16 protein-coding genes and 2 riboswitches are annotated in these 15,565 nt (G+C 33.2%); of the genes, 11 read left to right on the forward strand and 5 right to left on the reverse strand.

Annotated elements, in window-relative coordinates; translation table 11 throughout:
- Window positions 1-15: 15 nt before the first annotated feature.
- The gene (locus tag ACQY63_RS11055) at window positions 16-201 is read right to left on the reverse strand and encodes a hypothetical protein (RefSeq protein ID WP_022165992.1); all 186 of its coding nucleotides are present in this window, start codon (window positions 199-201) and stop codon (window positions 16-18) included.
- 280 nt (window positions 202-481) lie between these two features.
- Between ACQY63_RS11055 and ACQY63_RS11060 the strand changes: the two genes are divergently transcribed.
- Together ACQY63_RS11060 and ACQY63_RS11065 are read left to right on the forward strand one after the other, a co-directional pair.
- Window positions 482-1,264, forward strand: coding sequence for a ZIP family metal transporter (locus ACQY63_RS11060; protein ID WP_022165991.1), 783 nt, complete (start codon window positions 482-484; stop codon window positions 1,262-1,264).
- A gap of 95 nt (window positions 1,265-1,359) precedes the next feature.
- Window positions 1,360-1,485: riboswitch (glycine riboswitch) on the forward strand.
- The gene (locus ACQY63_RS11065; RefSeq protein ID WP_412622040.1) at window positions 1,485-2,915 is read left to right on the forward strand and encodes an alanine/glycine:cation symporter family protein; all 1,431 of its coding nucleotides are present in this window, start codon (window positions 1,485-1,487) and stop codon (window positions 2,913-2,915) included. Its footprint overlaps the riboswitch before it by 1 nt.
- A gap of 535 nt (window positions 2,916-3,450) precedes the next feature.
- Here ACQY63_RS11065 and ACQY63_RS11070 read toward each other — a convergent pair.
- From ACQY63_RS11070 to ACQY63_RS11080, 3 genes are all read right to left on the reverse strand, one after another.
- Window positions 3,451-3,873 (reverse strand): CBS domain-containing protein, encoded by a 423-nt coding sequence (locus ACQY63_RS11070; RefSeq protein ID WP_022164616.1) that lies wholly within the window; start codon window positions 3,871-3,873, stop codon window positions 3,451-3,453.
- 906 nt (window positions 3,874-4,779) lie between these two features.
- Complete coding sequence (locus tag ACQY63_RS11075; RefSeq protein WP_022164654.1) at window positions 4,780-5,955, reverse strand: phosphoribosylaminoimidazolecarboxamide formyltransferase; 1,176 nt, start codon at window positions 5,953-5,955, stop codon at window positions 4,780-4,782.
- Between the two features lie 156 nt (window positions 5,956-6,111).
- Window positions 6,112-6,825 (reverse strand): IMP cyclohydrolase, encoded by a 714-nt coding sequence (locus tag ACQY63_RS11080; protein ID WP_302689840.1) that lies wholly within the window; start codon window positions 6,823-6,825, stop codon window positions 6,112-6,114.
- 44 nt (window positions 6,826-6,869) lie between these two features.
- A riboswitch (ZMP/ZTP riboswitch) is annotated at window positions 6,870-6,955 on the reverse strand.
- 182 nt (window positions 6,956-7,137) lie between these two features.
- Here ACQY63_RS11080 and ACQY63_RS11085 point away from each other — a divergent pair.
- The 4 genes from ACQY63_RS11085 (at window position 7,138) to ACQY63_RS11100 (ending at window position 10,507) form a co-directional block, all read left to right on the forward strand.
- On the forward strand, window positions 7,138-7,803 hold the full coding sequence (locus ACQY63_RS11085) for a phosphatidic acid phosphatase (protein WP_302689839.1): 666 nt from the start codon (window positions 7,138-7,140) through the stop codon (window positions 7,801-7,803).
- A gap of 50 nt (window positions 7,804-7,853) precedes the next feature.
- Window positions 7,854-8,891 (forward strand): lysylphosphatidylglycerol synthase transmembrane domain-containing protein, encoded by a 1,038-nt coding sequence (locus tag ACQY63_RS11090; protein WP_302689838.1) that lies wholly within the window; start codon window positions 7,854-7,856, stop codon window positions 8,889-8,891.
- Complete coding sequence (locus tag ACQY63_RS11095) at window positions 8,888-9,604, forward strand: CDP-alcohol phosphatidyltransferase family protein (RefSeq protein ID WP_302689837.1); 717 nt, start codon at window positions 8,888-8,890, stop codon at window positions 9,602-9,604. Before ACQY63_RS11090 ends, ACQY63_RS11095 begins: the two co-directional genes overlap by 4 nt.
- A gap of 66 nt (window positions 9,605-9,670) precedes the next feature.
- Complete coding sequence (locus ACQY63_RS11100) at window positions 9,671-10,507, forward strand: phosphatidylserine decarboxylase (protein ID WP_022164659.1); 837 nt, start codon at window positions 9,671-9,673, stop codon at window positions 10,505-10,507.
- Window positions 10,508-10,526: 19 nt separating this feature from the next.
- Here the strand turns inward: ACQY63_RS11100 and ACQY63_RS11105 are convergent, their stop codons facing one another.
- Complete coding sequence (locus ACQY63_RS11105) at window positions 10,527-11,432, reverse strand: magnesium transporter CorA family protein (RefSeq protein ID WP_302689835.1); 906 nt, start codon at window positions 11,430-11,432, stop codon at window positions 10,527-10,529.
- 180 nt (window positions 11,433-11,612) lie between these two features.
- Between ACQY63_RS11105 and ACQY63_RS11110 the strand changes: the two genes are divergently transcribed.
- The 5 genes from ACQY63_RS11110 to ACQY63_RS11130 all read left to right on the forward strand — a co-directional run bounded on the left by ACQY63_RS11110 (window position 11,613) and on the right by ACQY63_RS11130 (window position 15,395).
- The gene (locus ACQY63_RS11110; protein WP_302689834.1) at window positions 11,613-12,080 is read left to right on the forward strand and encodes a CinA family protein; all 468 of its coding nucleotides are present in this window, start codon (window positions 11,613-11,615) and stop codon (window positions 12,078-12,080) included.
- Window positions 12,081-12,263: 183 nt separating this feature from the next.
- Window positions 12,264-13,187, forward strand: coding sequence for a homoserine O-acetyltransferase MetA (metA, locus tag ACQY63_RS11115; RefSeq protein ID WP_290988660.1), 924 nt, complete (start codon window positions 12,264-12,266; stop codon window positions 13,185-13,187).
- 13 nt (window positions 13,188-13,200) lie between these two features.
- Complete coding sequence (locus ACQY63_RS11120) at window positions 13,201-14,223, forward strand: DegV family protein (RefSeq protein ID WP_428245235.1); 1,023 nt, start codon at window positions 13,201-13,203, stop codon at window positions 14,221-14,223.
- A gap of 337 nt (window positions 14,224-14,560) precedes the next feature.
- Window positions 14,561-15,070 carry a CarD family transcriptional regulator gene (locus tag ACQY63_RS11125; protein WP_302689833.1) on the forward strand — a complete coding sequence of 170 codons (510 nt, stop codon included), beginning with the start codon at window positions 14,561-14,563 and terminating at the stop codon, window positions 15,068-15,070.
- A gap of 136 nt (window positions 15,071-15,206) precedes the next feature.
- A complete protein-coding gene (locus ACQY63_RS11130; RefSeq protein ID WP_022164665.1) occupies window positions 15,207-15,395 on the forward strand; it encodes a hypothetical protein in 189 nt (62 codons plus the stop codon).
- Window positions 15,396-15,565: the final 170 nt, after the last annotated feature.

A 15,565-nucleotide genomic window follows, 5' to 3' on the forward strand; every position in this document is an offset into this window, starting at 1 on the left:
TCAAACAAATTCTGATTAGTTATTCAAATAAGAATAAATTCCATTAAAATGTCCCTGATGCTTCTGGGCAATATCAAGCATTTGCTGTTTTACTGTTTCGTCCTGACTATGATTAGCAAGCATTGTAAACTTTTTCACTAATAGCTCTTCTTCATTTAATAAATCCTGAATTACTGATAATTCTTTTTCTGATAATTCCATAATGACCTCCTAAAAATAAATTTCTATATTAGTATTGCAAAAAAATAATTAATCATACAAAAAACTCAAAACAAAAATTTCGATAATGTGGTATGCTAATAAATGTAAAATCATATAAGTTTTATACAAAAGAATGAAATAAAATGCATATACTATAAAAACTTATATGATAAAAGGATTAAAAAATAAATTAATGTAATTTATGTAAGTAGAAATTAATACAGGTTAGTATAAGTGTATTTTAGTGTATGAAATCAATAACTTATATGAGGAGAAAAATATGGATTTAAAAATCATTCAGGGTATATTAATACCCTTTTTAGGAACGTCTTTAGGAGCAGCTTGTGTATTGTTTATGAAAAAAGATTTGAATATAAAAATTCAAAAAATATTAACAGGTTTTGCAGCTGGCGTAATGGTGGCAGCGTCAATATGGAGTCTTATTATTCCATCAATTGAACAGTCGGAAAATATGGGAAAATTTGCTTTTTTACCGGCTTTTATAGGCTTTTGGTTAGGAATCCTGTTTCTATTGTTATTAGATGAAACAATTCCCCATTTACACGTAAGCAGTAATGAAACAGAAGGCCCCAAAGTGAAGATTAAGCGAACAACCATGTTAGTGTTGGCGGTAACTCTTCACAACATACCTGAGGGAATGGCAGTCGGTGTTGTTTTTGCAGGTGTGCTTTCAGGGAAAAGTGGCATTACTGAAATGGGTGCTTTAGCACTTTCCATTGGGATTGCAATTCAAAACTTTCCGGAAGGTGCCATTGTGTCAATGCCCTTGAAAGCAGAAGGTAATGGAAAAGGAAAGGCTTTTCTGTATGGAGTTTTATCCGGGGCAGTGGAGCCAATAGCGGCAGTAATTACAATATTGGCGGCAAGCTTTATAATTCCGGCACTTCCTTATCTGTTAAGTTTTGCAGCAGGAGCAATGATGTATGTTGTTGTGGAAGAGCTTGTTCCGGAAATGGCGGAAGGAAAACATTCTAACTGGGGAACAATATTTTTCGCATTAGGATTTACGGTAATGATGACATTAGATGTAGCATTAGGTTAGCGTTTGTGTCGAAAATATGAAAAAAATGTAAAAAATGTTATTGCATTAATTCCTCTATAGTCTTACAATAGAAAGTGCGTTGTCAAAAAGGAGTATAGACAACAACTGGAGAGGTCTGATGACAGAGATTTTTGTTGACTCAGACGCCGAAGGTGTACGGCAGAATTTAAATCTTTTATGAATTCTGTTAATCTCTCAGGCAAAAGGACAGGAGGACGTTATGAACGCAATAGGAGACTTTTTAACTAAGGTAGATGATTTGGTTTGGGGAGTTCCACTTATAGTGTTAATTCTCGCAGCAGGCATCTACCTTACTTTTCGTTTAAGACTTTTACAGATAGTGCATTTGCCAAAGGCACTTAGGTTTATGTTTTTAAATGAAGAGGAAGGTGAAGGGGAAGTAAGTAGTTTTGGAGCACTTTGTACAGCTTTATCAGCGACTATAGGAACAGGTAACATTGTTGGTGTAGCTACAGCCATTGGTTGTACAGCACTTGGAACAGCAGTTGGTGGTCCCGGTGCATTATTCTGGATGTGGGTTGCGGCATTTTTTGGAATGGCAACAAAGTACGCAGAAGGATTTTTGGCAGTAAGATACAGAACAATTGATAAGGAAGGACATGTTCTTGGTGGACCTTTCTACTACATTGAAAGTGGTATGGGACACAAATGGAAATGGCTTGCAAAAATCTTTGCATTTTTTGGAGCTTGCGTAGGTTTATTTGGTATCGGAACATTTACACAGGTAAACGGAATTGCATCAGCAACATTATCATTCTTTGATCCAAACAAAGAACATGCAGTTAATATAATTGGAAATGATTATTCAATCGTAACAGTTATTACAGCTTTAGTTTTAGCTTTTGTAGTAGGTTTGGTAGTAATTGGTGGTATTCAGAGAATTTCTAAAGTATCACAGGTAGTAGTTCCATTTATGGCTGTTTTATATATTGTGACTGTACTTGTGTTAATTATTGCAAATATAGAAAAATTACCTGGTGCATTAGCAACAATCGTTGAATATGCATTTGGTGCAAAAGCAGCAGCAGGTGGTGTGCTTGCAGCAATTGGTATTGCAATGCAGAAAGGTATTGCAAGAGGTATTTTCTCAAATGAAGCAGGACTTGGTTCAGCACCAATCGCAGCAGCTGCAGCAAAAACAAACGAACCTGTACGTCAGGGATTAGTAACAATGACAGGTACATTCATTGATACAATTATTGTATGTACTTTAACAGGTTTATCAATTGTAATGATGGGCTCATATCAGGTAAAAGGAATCGAAGGTGTACAGGTTACAACTGATGCATTCCAGAAGGGCTTAAGCTTCTTACCTGCAGAAGTTTCAGCATTTATATTGATGGTATGTTTAGTATTCTTTGCTTTTACAACAATCCTTGGTTGGAATTACTATGGTGAAAGATGCTTAGAATATTTAACAAATAGAAATCAAAAAGCAGTAAAAGTATACAGATGGTTATACATACTTGCAGTATTCATTGGACCATACATGACTGTTGCAGCAGTTTGGACAATTGCCGATATCTTTAACGGTTTAATGGCAATTCCTAACATAATCGCATTGTTTGTATTAAGTGGTGTTGTGGCAAAAGAAACAAAAGAGTATTTCAAAAAGCATAAAGAATTATAATAATCATTTATAATTTATAAAAATATTAACGTGATCTGAGAGTTTTTTAAAAAAGAAAGACACTAAAAAGATACAAGAGAAAAATAATAAATACAAATAAACAAATAGAAAAAAAATAAGATAAATAGAAAATAAATTAAAATAAATAAATTAAAATAAATTGTTAAGTTGTTAAAAAAAAGAGCTAAAAATGTTTGATAATTTGATATTGCTCCTGCATAGATTTGCATAGGTTGCGTATCATATTCAAACAAATTTTAGCTCTTTGTTTATTGGTACTCATAAACTGAAATATATAAGCTGTTCAACTTTTTACTTTATCAATATTCATAAATTAAATTATGTATAAGCTGTTCAACTTTTTACTTTATCAATATCCATAAATTAAATTATGTATAAGCTGTTCAACTTTTTACTTATTAATATCCATAAATTAAATTATGTATTAGCTGTTTAGCTATTATCATATTGAAGCATCAGGTTAAATCAGCATTTTCAAATTATTATCTTTTCGAATTATTATCTTTTCGAATTATTAGCTGACGATTTTGTTTTCAATCATTTCCTTGTTGGCAAGGTAAAGAATAACGTCTTTACGGGTAATAATGCCTATAAATACATTGTGGTCATCTACTACCGGTACAAAGTTCTGGTTAGTAATCTTGTTTACAAGCTCATCCATGGAAACTGAAATATTAACAGCTTCATTATCTCTTTTACGTTCCACATCCAAAATCGAAATATCTTCCATATCTTTTAAACTTGGAAAATCATTATCTTTAATATACCAAAGCATATCACCTTCTGTGATAGTACCAACATATTTACCATCTAAATCTAAAAGTGGAATGGCTGAGTAGCCATGATGTTCCATTTTTTCTAAAGCCTGACGTAATGTATCATCAGTATCTGTATGTGCAACTTTTTCTTTTGGTGTTAAAAAAAATAAAATATTCATATAAAATCCCTCCGTAGTTCTTTTTCATACCGAACAACATCATACCAAAAAAACAATGGTAAATCCATACAATACACAAAAAATTAACAAAGAATTAAGAAATAAATGGAAAATATTAACGAATTTAGACAAAAGAAAAGTTTGAAAAATAAGGAAGCAAAAATTTCCACCCGTTGAGCATGATAAAATTAAAAAGGGGTGGAAAAATTCAAACAAAGTAAAAACAGAAAAACGCAAAAACAAAATTTTCCACCCCTTGAGCATAATAAAATTTAAAAGGGGTGGAAAAATTCAAACTAAGTAAAGACAGAAAAACGCAAAAACAAAATTTTCCACCCCTTGAGGCTGATAAAAACTAAAAAGGGTGGAAAAATTCAAACAAAGTAAAAACAGAAAAACGCAAAAACAAAATTTTCCACCCCTTGAGCATGATAAAATCAAAAAAGGGTGGAAAAATTCAGACCAAGTAAAAACAGAAAAACGTAAAAACAAAATTTTCCACCCCTTGAGGCTGATAAAAACTAAAAAGGGTGGAAAAATTCAGACCAAGTAAAAACAGAAGAACGCAAAAATAAAAATTTCCACCCCTTGAGGCTGATAAAAACTAAAAGGGGTGGAAAAATTCAAACAAAGTAAAAACAGAAAAACGCAAAAACAAAAATTTCCACCCCTTGAGGCTGATAAAAACTAAAAAGGGTGGAAAAATTCAAACAAAGTAAAAACAGAAAAACGAAAAAACAAAATTTTCCATCCTTTGAGCATGATAAAATCAAAAAGGGGTGGAAAAATTCAAATCAAATAAAAACAGAAAATGGCAAAAACAAAAAATTCCACCCCTTGCAACTAATAAAATCATAAAGGGGTGGAATTTTGTAAATATCTATAAATTAATCAAATCTTAGTGATTTAGTGGTGGAATAATCTAAGTCCTGTGAAGCTCATTACCATATCATGTTTGTTACATGCATCAATAACATCCTGGTCTCTAATAGAACCGCCTGGCTGAGCAACATATTTAACACCGCTCTTTGCAGCTCTTTCAATGTTATCGCTAAATGGGAAGAATGCATCAGAACCTAATGTGATTCCTTCAGCCTGTGCAAGCCAAGCCTGCTTTTCTTCCTTAGTAAATACTTCAGGCTTTTCTGTAAATACTCTTTCCCATTCGCCATCAGCTAAAATATCCATATATTCATCACCAATGTAAAGGTCAATAGCATTGTCTCTATCAGCTCTCTTCATATCTTCTTTAAATGGAAGATTAAGAACCTTTGGACACTGACGAAGTAACCAGTTGTCAGCCTTCTGTCCAGCAAGTCTTACACAATGGATACGTGACTGCTGTCCGGCACCAACACCGATAGCCTGTCCGTTTTTAACAAAACATACTGAGTTTGACTGAGTATATTTTAATGTAATCATTGAAATAGCCATGTCAATCTTTGCCTGTTCTGTAAGTTCTTTATTTTCTGTAACAACATTGCTAAAGAAATCATCATCAATGTTTAATTCGTTACGTCCCTGTTCAAAAGTAATACCGAAAACTTCTTTTCTTTCAAGCTTCTTAGGTACATAGTCAGGATCAATTTCGATAATAGCATAAGCACCACGTTTTTTACCCTTTAATAATTCAAGAGCTTCAGGTTCATAGCCTGGTGCAATAATTCCGTCTGAGAATTCTCTCTTAATAACCTGTGCTGTAGAAACATCGCAAACATCTGATAAAGCAATGAAATCACCATAAGATGACATTCTGTCAGCACCTCTGGCTCTTGCATAAGCTGATGCAAGTGGTGATAATTCTCCAAGGTCATCAACCCAGTAAATTTTAGCTTCAACTTCGCTTAAAGGAAGTCCAACAGCAGCACCGGCTGGTGAAACATGTTTAAAAGAAGTAGCAGCAGGAAGACCTGTAGCTTTCTTTAATTCCTTAACTAACTGCCAGCCGTTAAAAGCATCAAGGAAGTTAATGTATCCAGGTTTTCCATTTAAAACCTTGATTGGTAATTCACCTTCTTCCATATAAATACGTGAAGGTTTCTGGTTTGGGTTACATCCATATTTTAATTCTAATTCTTTCATAAGCACTCCTAATTAAATTCTTTAGTTATAATTATTAAATTCTTTAGTTACAATTTTAATGGCTACTAATAATTATAATCATTAACAGCATTTGTTCAGAAAGAGCCTGAACAAAATATTAATAAATTATAATTTTATGATAATAAGCATAATTGATTATTTATTTTTGTTAATAATTTTTGTTTCATAAGTTCCGTCTTCTATGTTAATGTATCTTACAAAAAGAGAAACTTTGTTGTCTTCATTTAAGCTGTTCCAAAGCATGTTAGTGAATTCGTCCATATCGTCCATCATAGGAACTAACTTTGGTTCACCTTCAAATGAAGGAAGAGGATTACCATCACATTTGTAAGTGTGAATGAAATGTCCTTCTCCATTAACAGGATTTTCATAAGCAAAAGTGTATCTGTTGCAAGCATCAGGATTACCGTTGTTGCTCTTTAAAATAGACATTGCATAGTTATACTTTCCGTCTTCAACATGCATAATTCCTGAAATACGAGGTGTGTAGTTAGGACCATCAGGCTCAAATTCACGAGTTCTAAGTGACTGCTCAAAAGTCTGCTGCTTGTCCATTAATTCATAAATAGTATCTGTCTGATCTCCATTTGTTACAATTGTCTTATTTCCAAGAACACGAACAGGTGCGTAAATAATAAGACTTGGATCAACTAACTTTGAAGGATCAAAAGCCTGTGTTCTAATTCCTTCACCTTCAGTTACGAAAACACGATTACGGCTGTTTTCGCTACGACCCATAATAAAATAAGCTGTTACTGCAAACTTTCCGTTTGGAGACTTTCCAATAACAATTCCACGTCCCGGATATGAATTTTCTTTTAATTCATTTTCAAGAGATAACATTTCCATTTAATAAATCCTCCTTAAAATAACAAAACCACCTGGGTAACCAGAGAGGTTGCCCAGGCGGTCGACTTACATTCTTAAAACCATGCTCCCTGTGGTGAACTCCACTTATCCGCCAGTCGCATGGACGATTTTCAATTTACAAGTAAAGAATACAATATTTTTAGGGGAATTTCAACTAGAAATTTGCCACTTTGAAAAGTTAATAAATTGTAAACAAATTCTTAAGTTTCTTGCGGTTATAGATAAAGTGTGTTACTTTACCATAAGGGCAAAAACTTAGAAGTATAAACTAAAAGGAAAGAGGTTTGGATTTTGCAAAGAATATATAAGATTTTGCCAAAATATGCGTTTTTACCTTTAATAATATGTTTAGGATTAAATGCGTTTACATATTTTGGTACCAGATTGTTTACAACGGGTTTGTATCATTATGATTTAAGTTTACCAATAGATCACATGATTCCGTTTACACCGTTTATGATGTCAGTTTATGTGTTGGCATACGTGGTTTGGATTGTGGGATTTATTGTAATAGGAAGAGAGAGCAGAGAGGTCTGTTATGAAGTTTTGACGGCAGAGCAGATTGCAAAGTTATGTTGTTTAGTTGCTTTCATTGCAATACCTACAACAATTATAAGACCGGAGGTAACAGGAACAGGATTTTTTCAGTGGTTATCACGATTAATATATAGTATGGACAGTCCTGATAATTTATTGCCATCAGTACATTGTCTTGAAAACTGGATTTGTTTTCGAGGAGCAATGAAGTGCAAAAAGGTTGGAAAGGGCTACAAAATATTTATGTTTGTAGCAGCAATTCTTGTGTTTGCTTCAACACTTATGGTTAAACAGCATGTAGTTTTAGATGTTGTGGCAGCCATTGTGGTAGTGGAACTTGGATTGTTTTTATCAAGAAGGTTTAATTTATCAAAGATTTATTTTATAATAGAAGATAGGCTTTTCAAAAAAACTAGTTAGGTAACTGTAAACAAGCCTTTGCAGGCTTACTATTAATAGAAAAGGTGTTTATGAAAGATATGAAAAGTAAAGTGCTATGGTCATTAGTATTGTTAGCACTGATTGGATTAACAATATACGCAATTGTTGGAACAAATGAATCTTTCACAATAGATGGATTTATTTCCTATATCAAATCAGCTTCCCCAGGCTGGATTTTTGGGGCTTTTGTGTGTATGTGCGGATTTTTTGTATTCGAAGGTTTGGCACTTAAGGTTTTGTGTGGAACATTTGGTTACAAAAGACCTTTTAGAAAATGTTTGGTATATTCATCATCAGACATTTATTTCTCAGCAATTACTCCATCAGCAACAGGTGGACAGCCGGCATCAGCATATTTTATGATGAAGGACAAGGTTCCTGGGGCTGTAACCACTATCATATTGCTGGTAAACTTGACATTATATACAGTTTCAATTATTGTTATAGGAGTGCTTTGCTTCATTTTAAGACCAACTATGGTTATGCATTTTAGTATCGTTTCAAAAATAATGATATTTATTGGAGCGTTAGTACAATTTGTTTTATTAACAACTTTTTTGTTGTTAGTTTATAAGGAAAAAATCATTACAAAGTGCGCTGACTTTTTCTTAAGATTGTTTAAGAAACTACATTTAGTTAAGAACATTAAGGAAAGACAGGAAAAATTAAAGCATGTTGAAAAGCAATATAAAGAGTGTGCTCAGGCAATAAGCAGTCATAAGAAACACATTTTCGTGGCATTTATTTACAACTTATTACAAAGATTGTCACTGATTGGTGTTTCTATTTGTGTGTTTATTGGAATTGGTGGAACAAAGGTGGTAGATGCTTTTGCAGCTCAGGGATTTGTTGTAATTGGTTCTAACAGCGTGCCAATACCGGGAGCAGTTGGAGCAGCAGATTATTTGTTCATTGACGGATTTGGACATTTGGTTAAAGACAGTATTAGCATTGAACTTTTAAGTAGAGGAATTTCTTTCTACTGTTGTATATTAATTTGTGGATTGATTACTTTAGTTGCATATTTGTTAAGAGGAATGAAAGGAATGAAACACAAGATAAAATGATAGGAATTTGGGATTATACTGTGATACTTACATACGGTTCACTACTTTCTGCAGTAATGGGAATCTTGGTATCACTTTCAGGACATGGTCACCCTTATTTTGGAGTATTGTTTCTACTTTTATGTGGATTGTTTGATACTTTTGATGGTAGAGTGGCAAGATCAAAGAAAAATAGAACAAAAAAAGAAAAAGATTTTGGTGTTCAGATTGACTCATTGTCAGATTTGGTAGCATTTGGTGTTTTACCGGTTTGTATAGGTATGGGACTTTGGAAAAGAGATATGTTTGACGCAGGCAGAGTGGCTGGTGCAACAATGGTTAAGCCACCTAGTGTTTTATGCACAATACCTGAAGCAGTTATCGTTATTGCAAGTGCATTTTTTGTATTAGCAGCGTTAATCAGACTTGCATATTTTAACATTACTGTTGAAGAAACACAGGGAGATTGCGTAGGAGATAACAAGTATTATTATGGTTTACCTGTTACATCTACAGCACTTATTTTCCCGGCATTTCTTTTACTAAGACATATTTTATATATTAACAGTGTTAATATTTCTTTTGCATACTACATAGTTCTTATAATTGTAGCGGTTTTATTTGTTTTGAAATTCAAGCTTAAGAAACCGGGAACTGCAATGTTGTATTTTATGGTATTTTTAGGTGCATTAGAATTTATAGCTATGATAGTTGTAAAACATTTTGCAAGATAATTTATAAATGAGTTAATGCGGTAAGCATAGAACAAATAGATTAGTTTATTAATAATAGAGAGTAACATGGAAAATAATAACGAATCAGGAATTTTAAAATTTTTATATAATACAGTGCCAGGTCGTGTGGTGCTGAAAATACTTACAAGCCCCATCATTTCAAAAATTGGTGGGGCTTATATGGATTCTCCAATATCTAAAATTCATATTAAAAATTTCATCAAAAACAACGGTATAAACATGGGGGATTATGAAAAGGTAAAATACCATTCTTTTAATGAATGTTTTACAAGAAAGATTTTACCGGAGAAGCGACCGGTGGAATACAGTAGCGATGCTTTTATTTCGCCTTGCGACAGCAGATTGTCCGTTTATAGGATTGATGAAAAGTCAACTTTTAATATTAAGAGAAGTCATTACAAAGTGGCAGATTTAATACCGGACAGTAAGAAGGCGCCTGACTATAATGGTGGAATTTGTATGGTGTTCAGACTTTGTGTGGATGACTATCACAGATACGGCTATGTTGACAATGGCGAGATTGTGGAAAATAAGCCGGTTAAGGGAATACTTCATACAGTGCGACCTATTGCCGTAAATAAATATCCGGTGTTTGCACAAAATAGCAGAGAATATTCAATTATTGAAACTGAGAATTTTGGAACAGTTGCTCAAATAGAAGTGGGTGCAATGATGATTGGAAAAATCAAAAACCACCAAAAATCAGGTTTGATAAAACGTGGCGAAGAAAAGGGTATGTTTTTATATGGCGGTTCAACTATTGTTGTTTTAGTTGAAAAGGACAAAGTAAAACTTCCTGAAACATATTTCTATAACACTTCAAAAGATATTGAGACAAGAGTTCTATATGGCAGAAAAATAGGCACAAAATATAAAGAGTAATTTCGAAAATGGTGGCATATTACCACCATTTTTTCTTTTTGAAAATTACACACATAATAATAACAAGAAGAAGACTAAAAACAAAAACTATAGGATAGCTGTATTTGAATTCAAGCTCAGGCATGTGTTCAAAGTTCATACCATACCAGCCAACAATTAAAGTTAAAGGCATAAATAGCGTGGTTACAACAGTGAGAAATTTCATAACCGCATTTTGATGCACGTCCAACTGTTGCTGATAAATATCTCTTATTTGTGACGTGTATTCCCATATCTGTTCCGATTCGTGACCAAACATTGTAATTTTTCTTATAAGAATATTGAAATATTCTTTTGCTTCATTACTAATTAAATCAGAAATATCATCTTCCAAATCCTGAAGAATTCCCTCAAGTTGTACATAGTAATGGTGAAGCTTCATGGTGCGGCTCCGATAATTTGTAATTTCTTTTATAATATCTAAATTTTTTTCATTTAAAACTTCCAACTCCAACTGTACAAGATTTTGTTGAAGGCTGTTAATCTTCTCTAAATCCTTAGCCATAATATAATCAAGAAGAAAATACAAAACACACCCGCTATCCCGAAAAGCATCTTGGTTCTTGCTGGATTCAGACATTTTTTGAAAAGCCTTAGCAACATACTCGTCCCTGTCAATAAACACAACATAGTCCCTAGTCAAAATAAAAGAAATAATAGAACGGGTCGTAACAAGAATATCCGGTATATTAATGTACCCATAGATAAAATCTTTAGAGTTCTCTAATTTAGAAAAATGGAAATCCATAAATAAATTAGGTATTTTTGGTACATACTTATTAATAATATGGTAATTATTAGCAGAAGATAGTGGTATAATCCCTACGAAGTCATGTTCGGGCTGTATATCTAACTTATTTTTAAAATCATTAAATTTATAAAACATAGTATTAGTATATTGTCCGAAAAATAATGTTTTAAACATAGAAAAATAAGGTATAATCATTGTGGGAGTGCGAATTGCGAAACAATTCCCAGAATCAAAACTCAAAATCAAAAAAGTTCGTAATCACTTGTGTTTGAACAAAAGTGGATTAAAGACTTTGGGAGAAAGGAAGTTTTTATAATGAACAAACAGGAAATACTTGTAAAAAAATTAATTGAGAAGAAATATTCAATATCTTTTGCAGAAAGCTGCACCGGAGGAAAGATGGCAGCGACTATCGTTGATGTGGCAGATGCGTCAAAGGTTTTAAACGCAAGTTTTGTCACTTATGCAAATGCGGCAAAAATGAAATATGTAAATGTTTCAAAGGAGACACTTGATACATTAGGTGCAGTAAGCGAACAGACAGCAAAGGAAATGGCTGAGGGCGTAGCAAAAGCTAATCAGGCAAATGTAGGAGTGGGTATTACAGGAATTGCCGGTCCTACAGGTGGCACTGTGGAAAAGCCTGTTGGTACTGTATGTTTTGGCTATACAATTAATGGTGAAACAAAAACGGAGACAGTACACTTTGGCAATCTCGGAAGAAACGTGGTCAGGGAGAAAAGCGTGGAGCATGTTTTAGATATGTTAATAAGCATGTTGTAAAAATATGTATAAATATGTATAATACAAAAATTTGAACAAATCTCACTATTATGTTAGAATGAAATTTACGATTGATTAAGAGAAAATTATGAAATATAATTGCACAATACATAATGTAGAATTAAGAAACTTGCATGTATTATTTCATATTATTAAACTAAATGTAGGAAAGAGGATATAAACATGCCAATAAAAGTAAAATCAAATTTACCTGCTAGGGATATTTTAGAAAATGAAAATATATTTGTTATGACGGAGAACAGAGCAATGACTCAGAACATTCGTCCGCTAAAGGTGTTGGTATTGAATTTAATGCCTACAAAGATAGTAACAGAAACACAGATTTTAAGAAAATTATCAAATACACCACTCCAAATAGAGGTGGAATTTTTGCAGACAGCAACATACCGTTCAACTCATACTGATCCAAGTCATATGGATGAATTTTACAAAACATTTGATGAAGTAAAAGACCATCATTTTGACGGCTTAATTATTACAGGCGCCCCACTTGACTTTGTAGCTTACGAAGATGTGGAGTATTGGGATGAACTTTGTACAATAATGGAGTGGTCAAAGAAACACGTTCACTGTACGTTCCATTTATGCTGGGGAGCTTTTGCAGGCTTATATTATCATTATGGAATACAGAAAAGAGACAGAGTGCCTAAATTATCAGGTATTTACAAACATCATATTTTAAATAAAAAGTCACCATTGTTTAGAGGTTTTGATGATGTGTATTATGCACCACACTCAAGAGCAACAGAAATTACAAGAGAACAGATTCTTGAATGTCCGGACCTTGAATTAATGGCAGAGTCAGATGAAGCAGGAGTTGGTGTTGTAAAATCAGTAGACAGCAGACAGTTCTTTGTTTTATATCATTCAGAATATGATGCAGATACATTGAAGTTGGAATACGAAAGAGATTTAGCAAAAGGTATGGACCCGATTATTCCGGTAAATTATTTCCCAGACGATGATCCAACAAAAGAGCCAATTGTTAACTGGCGTGCGGCAGGTCAGCTTTTGTGGACAAACTGGATTAACTATTATGTATACCAGACAACACCTTACGATATTAATGAGGTAGAAAACGAATAACAACGGAGGAACTATGGTAAAAATTATTACAGACAGTACAAGTGATTTAACAAAGGAAATATTAGAAAGATACAATATTGATGTTTTACCGCTGTATGTTCACATGGGTGACAATGAATATAAGGATGGTGTGGATATTACACCGGATGATATTTATAAATGGAGCGATGAAAATAAAACAACACCAAAAACAGCAGCGCCATCAATTGAAGATGCGATTAATGCGATAAAACCATACAAAGAAGCAGGCGACGATGTAATTATGTTTGCTATTTCAGAAGACATGTCAACAACAGCAAATGTAATGCGACTTGCAGCAAAAGAGCTTTATTACGAAGAACACATTTTTGTTATTAACTCAGAAAGCCTTTCAACAGGTATTGGACATTTAGTAGTTGAGGCAGCTATTTTGGCAAGAAAGAAATTTCAGCCGGAAGAGATAGTTGAAACAATTGAAACTCTTAAGCCTTACGTAAGAGCAAGTTTTGTTGTGGACACATTAACTTATCTTCATAGAGGTGGAAGATGTTCAGCAACATCAAAATTATTCGGCAGTATTCTTAAGGTAAAACCTTGTATTGTTGTTAAAAATGGTAAGATGGATGCTGATAAGAAATATCGTGGTTCAATAAAGAAGGTAATTCTCGAGTATGTAAAAGACCAGGAGCAGGAACTAAGACATGCTAAAAAAGACAGGGTTTTTATTACGCATTCAGGTTGTGACGCAGAAATCGTGGAGGCTGTAAGAGAATATCTTCAAAGTCTTAACAGATTTAAGAAGATTGTTGAAACAAGAGCGGGAAGCGTAATATCAAGTCATTGTGGACCGGGAACACTTGGAGTGTTGTACATTGCAGGTGGGGATTCTTACGGACCATACGATAAAGACTTTGACTACAACCATAATGGAATTATAGATGAGGACGAAAAGGCTGCTGAATCAGCGTATATAAGACATGTGGTTGAAGCAGAAAAGTTGGATAGCAATGAGTCAGAAGAAGAAGATGATGACCAGGAAATGTTCTCTGGAGAATAAAATATGTCAATAAAAGTTGACTGATTTAGACAATTACACACCTAAAAATCTTGTTTATTCTGCCTATAACAATTTATTTTTAAAAGTAGTAGAATTATATTGTGGGAAAATCGGTTTAGGTACAGCTTAAATTTGTACCTATATGTTTATACATAATTAGTATTACAAAACAACATATATTGAGATAATATCTTAGTATAGTAGGAAATTATTTTATGCATTGTTGTAGAATTTCGAGTCACTTAAAACGATGTTAAATTCAATGACTGAATATTTTCGTAAAAACGTGAAGTTTTGTATTGCACTAATAGTAAAAAAAAGAATAGAGGTGTTGGAATTGTTTAAAGTTGGAGACTATATTGTGCATGGAAGAAATGGTGTATGTAAAGTGGTTGACATAACACACCTGGATATGTCAGGAGTTGATAAAGACCAGTTATATTATGCTTTAGTTCCAATGAAATCCGAGGATAGCAAAATTTTCTATCCTGTGGACAGTGACAAAGTAGTTATGCGTTCAGTTGTAACAAAAGACCAGGCTAAAGACTTAGTTTCAGAAATAAAAGATATTGAGCCAATGAGGATTGAAAACGACAGACAGCGTGAGGCAAAGTATAAAGAAGCGTTAGTTTCATGTGACTGCAAACAACTTATTTGCATTATCAAAACTATGTATGCAAGAAACAAAGAGCGTATTGGCAAAGGAAAAAGAATCACATACGTGGATGACAGATATTTAAAAGAGGCAAAGCAGAATTTAAATGACGAATTTTCAATTGCCCTTGGTATTGAACCAAGAGAAGTTGAAAAATACATTAAAGCTCAGATTGTAGAACAGGAAGCTTAAATAAAATATTAGATTTTTGGAAAAAACCTTACTGATTTTTTGAAGTCGGCAAGGCTTTTTCATATTTATGTGCAAAGAAAAAATAATTATTTATGCTGTATAAAAAATGAATATTAGAATGAAGGAATAGAAAAATATGAAGTTTTCGCTTAAATCATATAATTCGTATCAGGACGAATTTGTGTGTATATACGACATGGACGAATTGAGTTTATACACATCAGATTGTAGCACTGATGGTAGTCTAGTTGTTAATGGAACATATATTTGTTTAGATTTCGATATTAAGACACAAGAAGTCAAGGGAATATTTTCGTGGCACTAGATGATGGCGTGATAGAAGGAATTTTGATAAAACTATAATGTGTATAAAAGTTTAAAACACCAATAGAATTACATTTTACTTGCATTGATTATAAAAATTGAATTATAATGTGAAATAAATGATAAAAAATATACGTTATATATTAAACAGGGAAAATAAGACCTGTGAAT

This window comes from Eubacterium sp. Marseille-QA0814 (genome assembly GCF_965119675.1).
Lineage (GTDB): Bacteria > Bacillota > Clostridia > Lachnospirales > Lachnospiraceae > Eubacterium_G.

Excerpts from the sequence above, each read along its gene's own strand:
- ACQY63_RS11055 (WP_022165992.1), bottom strand. The coding sequence starts at position 201 with ATGGAATTATCAGAAAAAGAATTATCAGTAATTCAGGATTTATTAAAT.
- ACQY63_RS11060 (WP_022165991.1), top strand. The coding sequence starts at position 482 with ATGGATTTAAAAATCATTCAGGGTATATTAATACCCTTTTTAGGAACG.
- ACQY63_RS11065 (WP_412622040.1), top strand. The coding sequence starts at position 1,485 with ATGAACGCAATAGGAGACTTTTTAACTAAGGTAGATGATTTGGTTTGG.
- ACQY63_RS11070 (WP_022164616.1), bottom strand. The coding sequence starts at position 3,873 with ATGAATATTTTATTTTTTTTAACACCAAAAGAAAAAGTTGCACATACA.
- ACQY63_RS11075 (WP_022164654.1), bottom strand. The coding sequence starts at position 5,955 with ATGAAAGAATTAGAATTAAAATATGGATGTAACCCAAACCAGAAACCT.
- ACQY63_RS11080 (WP_302689840.1), bottom strand. The coding sequence starts at position 6,825 with ATGGAAATGTTATCTCTTGAAAATGAATTAAAAGAAAATTCATATCCG.
- ACQY63_RS11090 (WP_302689838.1), top strand. The coding sequence starts at position 7,854 with ATGAAAGATATGAAAAGTAAAGTGCTATGGTCATTAGTATTGTTAGCA.
- ACQY63_RS11095 (WP_302689837.1), top strand. The coding sequence starts at position 8,888 with ATGATAGGAATTTGGGATTATACTGTGATACTTACATACGGTTCACTA.
- ACQY63_RS11100 (WP_022164659.1), top strand. The coding sequence starts at position 9,671 with ATGGAAAATAATAACGAATCAGGAATTTTAAAATTTTTATATAATACA.
- ACQY63_RS11105 (WP_302689835.1), bottom strand. The coding sequence starts at position 11,432 with ATGTTTTATAAATTTAATGATTTTAAAAATAAGTTAGATATACAGCCC.
- ACQY63_RS11110 (WP_302689834.1), top strand. The coding sequence starts at position 11,613 with ATGAACAAACAGGAAATACTTGTAAAAAAATTAATTGAGAAGAAATAT.
- metA (WP_290988660.1), top strand. The coding sequence starts at position 12,264 with ATGCCAATAAAAGTAAAATCAAATTTACCTGCTAGGGATATTTTAGAA.
- ACQY63_RS11120 (WP_428245235.1), top strand. The coding sequence starts at position 13,201 with ATGGTAAAAATTATTACAGACAGTACAAGTGATTTAACAAAGGAAATA.
- ACQY63_RS11130 (WP_022164665.1), top strand. The coding sequence starts at position 15,207 with ATGAAGTTTTCGCTTAAATCATATAATTCGTATCAGGACGAATTTGTG.